The sequence below is a fragment of the Moraxella lacunata genome, assembly GCF_002027545.1.
Lineage (GTDB): Bacteria > Pseudomonadota > Gammaproteobacteria > Pseudomonadales > Moraxellaceae > Moraxella > Moraxella lacunata.
The window spans coordinates 1-4,401 of record NZ_MXAN01000121.1; the positions used below are offsets into that span (position 1 = coordinate 1).

General features: G+C 36.2%; 1 protein-coding gene. It reads right to left on the reverse strand.

The genetic code is table 11. The annotated features are described in order from the left end of the window. Positions 1–4,401: DUF4011 domain-containing protein (locus B5J94_RS13275; RefSeq protein ID WP_079364194.1), on the reverse strand; the 4,401-nt coding region annotated here is incomplete at both ends.

Below are 4,401 nucleotides of genomic sequence, written 5' to 3' on the forward strand. Positions count from 1 at the left end.
GATTTGGGGGTCGGTTCAGTTTTGGCTTTTTCATCATACAAGGCTTGTAAAGCGGGGTTTTGTTCCAATTGTTCAGCAAACTGGCGTTCAATTTCATCTCGTTGCTTGCTGTTCATTGCCACCAAACCTATGCTTTCACCTAGCGAATTTTGCAAAATAACAATGGCTTGTTTGACAATTTCTGTGGCTTCAATCACATTAATGCTGTCGCCATAAACCCCCTCAATTCTGTGAAAGCGAATCCCCAAATCATCGCTTTTTTGCATAGGCGAAGGAAACAAAACCAAATCCGAATCGTAAAATTGACGATTGGAAAACGCAATCAAAGACTCGTGGCGAGAACGATAATGCCAACGCAAACGGCGTTGATGAAATTTGGGGTGCTTGCTCACCGTATCCAAAATGCTTTCAGACGCTTCAATCGCCAAAATTTCATCATTTTCATCGTCATTGTTGTTATTGGTTGAGAAAAAGTTAGTTGGTGGTAATTGTTTGGGGTCGCCCACAATCACAACAGAACCGCCATCTCGTTTAATGCGAGCCAATGCCCCAATCGCAAATTCGGGCAAAATTTGCGATGCTTCGTCCATAATCACCACATCAAATTCAAAACAGCCTGCCTGCAAATATTGGGCAACCGACATTGGACTCATCATCAAACACGGTTTTAATGCTTGAATGGCTTTGGCGGAACGCGTAAATAATTGGCGAATGGGAATATGTCTGCTTCTTTTGCCGTGTTCGTGCCTAATCAATGATAATTCGCTGAAATTGCCAACCAAACCCGTGCCAATTCCCATTGGGGCGGATTGTTTTACTTGATAAGCAATTTGTTTGCGTTGTAATACCATTAAATTTTTATCATAATTTTTAAATCGCTCAATCTTGGCTTGATGAAGCGATGAATTAAATTCACGAATAAATTCATTTTCTGCAAAAATTTGTTGTTGCAATTGATGAAAAATCGCCAATTCAATGGCATTTTCTATTTTATCGGCAGGCAAAATTTTGCTTTCCAATAATTGAATAATATTATCCAAATGACCTTGCGATAAGCTATGTTTGGCGGATAAATACTGTGTCCAGTTATACAACCAATCAGCGTGTTCAATGGCTTGTTGATTTTTTTGTATGATTTCGTCAATGCGACTTAATGAAAAATGCACATCTGCCAACCACAACGCTTTATCCACTTGTCCTTGCGACATAAATGCCGTTTGATGATGAGATTGATTGTGTAATAAAGTTTTAAGTGTATTTAATTTTTCCACAATTACATCATAATTTTGTGCGGTGTTTTGTTGTTTTAAAGCTTGTATCAAATCCTGATTGTGTTGAATGGTTGAGAATAATGTTAGAGTATTTAAGGCAGCCTGAACCTGATTTTGGGCATATTCATCAACTTTAAATGAAAATTGCCAATGCTGACGCCATTCACAATATTTTGTATTATCAAGCCATTGTGTTTTTGTCTGATTCAAACCGCTCAATATGTGATTGGCGGATTGGATTTGTGTCAATGGAACTTCTTTATTTGCCAAATGTGAATTTAATTGAGTTAAATATTCTTTTAATGTTTGCAATAAATTGGCAATAATATGCTCATTTTGTAAATGCAAATTCTCTGCACATAATTTATGTATTGGCTCAAAAACCAATTTCAATTCATTAAGTCCAGTTTCTATTTGTGTGGCAATCGGCTTTAATTGCTCACGATATAAAGCCGTGATACCAAACGCCATTTTTTCATTTAATGACAATAATGCCGTGCCGATATGGGTGCGTTCACTAAATGCCACACCATATTCTTGACGCACTTTTTGATACCAATCACGCAGTTTTGCGATATTTTCAATAGGCGTATTGATACCTTGATAAACCTGCCCCAACAAGGGATTTTTTTGATGAATGGCATTGGCTTTTTCAAGCAATTCTTGGTAACGAATAAGCTCGGGCAACGCTTCTTGTAAATCATCAATTTTGGCAGTTCTTTGTTTTGATAATGCCAATACTTCATTTTTCGCCATTCGCCAATCCGATGACAAGAAACGAAACAATCCGCCATTTTCCAAAATAGCCAAATAAGTTTCCAAATCATCGGTATCAGGCAATTGATTTAATTTAAAAACCTTGTGAATATTCTTATGTAATTGTTTGGCATTATTTAAAACAGGGGTTAATTCAGACAACAGCTTATCCAAGCCGTCATTATCCAAATAATTGGCACGATGTTGCCATAATTCTTTGGGTAATTGCGTCATCAAATCAACTAAAATTTCCCATTCTTTTAAATTTTGGATATTTAATGAAAACAATGGGATAAATTTATTGGGTAATTGGGCTTGTATTTTGTTTATTTGCTCGGCTAATGTTGCAATATTTTGATTTAAATTATTTAAATTTTTATAATGTTTTGCATAATCAGCAAAGCTATTTTCATTAGATAAACTTATATTATTTAAATTTTGGATAATCTCATCAATTTGGCTGAAATAATGCGGATTATTTAAGGTATCTGTTTGAAAAGTTGGTTCTATTTCTTTAAGTTGTTTAAAATAATTTTGATATATTTCAATGGCTTGTTTAAACTCATTCAAGGCGTTTTCTTTAAACCATTCTGACAAAAACAATTCATTACCCTGTCTTTGTGGCAATTGTTCGGCTGTTTTTAATAAAGTTTGTAATGATTGTTCATCGTCAGCAGTCAAGGCAGCCTGAAAATGGGTTTGCCAATCTTGTTTAAATTGCCATAATTGCTGTAATGATTCATTCCATTGAGTTAATGATAAAATCAAAGCAGTTTGTTCGCTTGATGTCAGCGTATGTTTTTGAACCCCGTGCCAATAATGCCCAACAATATTGCCATTAGACGATTGTTCGGCAACTGCTTGATAAACCGTTTTGAACATTTTGCCTTTATCGTGCATTTGGGTGCGTGCGACATTGTTCCAGTTTGTATTATTTGAAACTGAAAATGCCACTTGTTCTGGCAAAATATTCAATGATTTAAATTCTTCCGATAAACGGGTAACGCGATTTAAAATATGATGAATGCTGATTTGGGTATTTTTATATTCACTGTTAATTTGTTGAACATACTGATTTAATTCGATTTTGTATTGTTCATAACCATTGATTTCTGCTTGTAAATCTGCACGATGATTGGGATAATGTTGCTGTGATTGGGAAACCAAATCACTTAATATTTTTTGTTTATTGGTTTTATTGCTGTGCAATTCCAAACAAAAATTGCCCAAACCTGCTCTATCCAAACGGTCTTTTACCACATTTAAGGCAGCCATTTTTTCAGCAACAAACAAGACTTTTTTGCCATTATTGATAAAAGCGGCAATTAAATTGGTAATGGTTTGCGATTTTCCTGTACCAGGCGGACCTTCAATCACCAAGTTTTTACCTGCAATCGCATCAATTAAAGCACTGTGCTGTGAGCTATCGGCATCGTAAATCAAGGGATAAGTTTGATGAATTTCTTGATTGTATTCATCAATAGGGTATTCATTTTGCATCGCATTATTTTCGTGCTCAATGCTTTGCGGATTAAATAACTCCTGCAAAATGGGGTGGTTGTCAATACTGCCACAATCTTGCCAAGTATCTGGATTCAAATCGTCATACATCGCTTGCTTGCTAAAATTCAGCAAAGCAAGACAGGCACGGCGTTGAATGGACAATTTGGGTTCGGTGTATTCAATCAATTTTTGTACGGCTTGAAAATAAGATTCAGGAGTGTTGTTCTCTGTCCATTCAGGCAGCCTGAAATCAAAATCTGCTTTTAATTTTTCAGATAAAGTCATATTGATAAACCCATCATCTTCTTTTAAAACAAGATAATGGGTTTGCTTGCCCCTGTTGGTGCTGCTTTCAAGATTAACAGGCAGGGTCAATAAAGGGGCAAGACGTTTTTGATTGCCGTCTTGCCACACCAAAAATCCCAAACACAAATACAAGATATGGCTACCTGTTTCATTTAAAGTTAGGGTATTTTCTTGGTTGATTTTTTTGATAATGGCACTTAAATGGTGTGGGTACATTACCGTTAGGGCATTGTTTTTGCTGTCATTATTGGGTAATTCGCTATCCCATTGAATATCAAGATATTTTGCCCAATCGCTTGCACTGGGAAAAGGTGTATTGTCTGTATGTCCGTATGCCTTTAACTGTTTTTCATTTGGAAAATCAATGGTATCCAATGCCAGTTTTTCGCCCGCAAACAGTTTGGTTTGAATCGTATTGGGCGATATATTGAAAATTTCTACACTCTTTCCTTTGGGGAAACGGTAGTTGAGCAAAGCATTTCTGCTGCTTAAATCCAGCAAACGCTTACGAATTTGAGCCAAGGACTGAAAAGAAAAAGGGCTTGTGTGAACCGACCCCCAAATC